Annotated in this window: 1 protein-coding gene; it reads left to right on the plus strand. The window is 34.2% G+C overall.

Annotated features, from left to right (window positions below):
* Positions 1-212 precede the first annotated feature (212 nt).
* A complete protein-coding gene (locus tag FHP04_RS14405) occupies positions 213-515 on the plus strand; it encodes a hypothetical protein (RefSeq protein ID WP_139856846.1) in 303 nt (100 codons plus the stop codon).
* The last annotated feature ends 176 nt before the right edge of the window (positions 516-691 follow it).

The raw sequence follows: 691 nt of genomic DNA on the forward strand, positions 1-691 counted from the left end.
TGTCTCGGAATGCCAATTTTCATAATATAAGTCAACTTTCCACTTGTCAGTAGAAAGAGTCAATTCTTGTATGTCGTTGGTATTCGTCATTTTTTCAAATTAGCCACAACGTACAAGCATAAGAGCAGTGCGTGATTAAGCACAGAATTAAATTAATAGTAATAACCGTTGACGCTTCTTTTTTTTTGAGCGTTGGCATAAAATAAAAACTGATGAAAACAATACAGGAAAGAGAACAAGAACTAGACGAAAACAAACAACTTGATGCAGATGAATTAATGCAACGGATGTTTTCTTTTATACCTATAGAAAAAGGTAGTGCATCAAGCGGGTTGGTATCTGCTAAATTTTGTGCTATGGTGGCTTGCGATTACTTAATTGAAAGACTGCCTAATATTAATGAAACACCTCCTATTCACAGAAAAGATGAAAGCACTTACAAACAATATTGGAAGGGTGTAAAAAGAAAACTTGATGCATTTAGTGCGGTTGGAAAAAAAGAAGCTAACGAGTAGCCTGCAAAAATACACGACACTAAGCATTGCTTTTATGCAGTGTTGTAGTGTCGTTTTAATGCACTACAACGTTTCGTATATGATAAGTAGGCGATCACTAAGCCCTAAATTTTTGTTTAATCCTAAAGTTTGATACAAGCCAAAAATATTTCAATTAGTACTTTTTCGCCTATTTT

It is taken from the genome of Aequorivita sinensis, from assembly GCF_006346335.1.
Lineage (GTDB): Bacteria > Bacteroidota > Bacteroidia > Flavobacteriales > Flavobacteriaceae > Aequorivita > Aequorivita sinensis.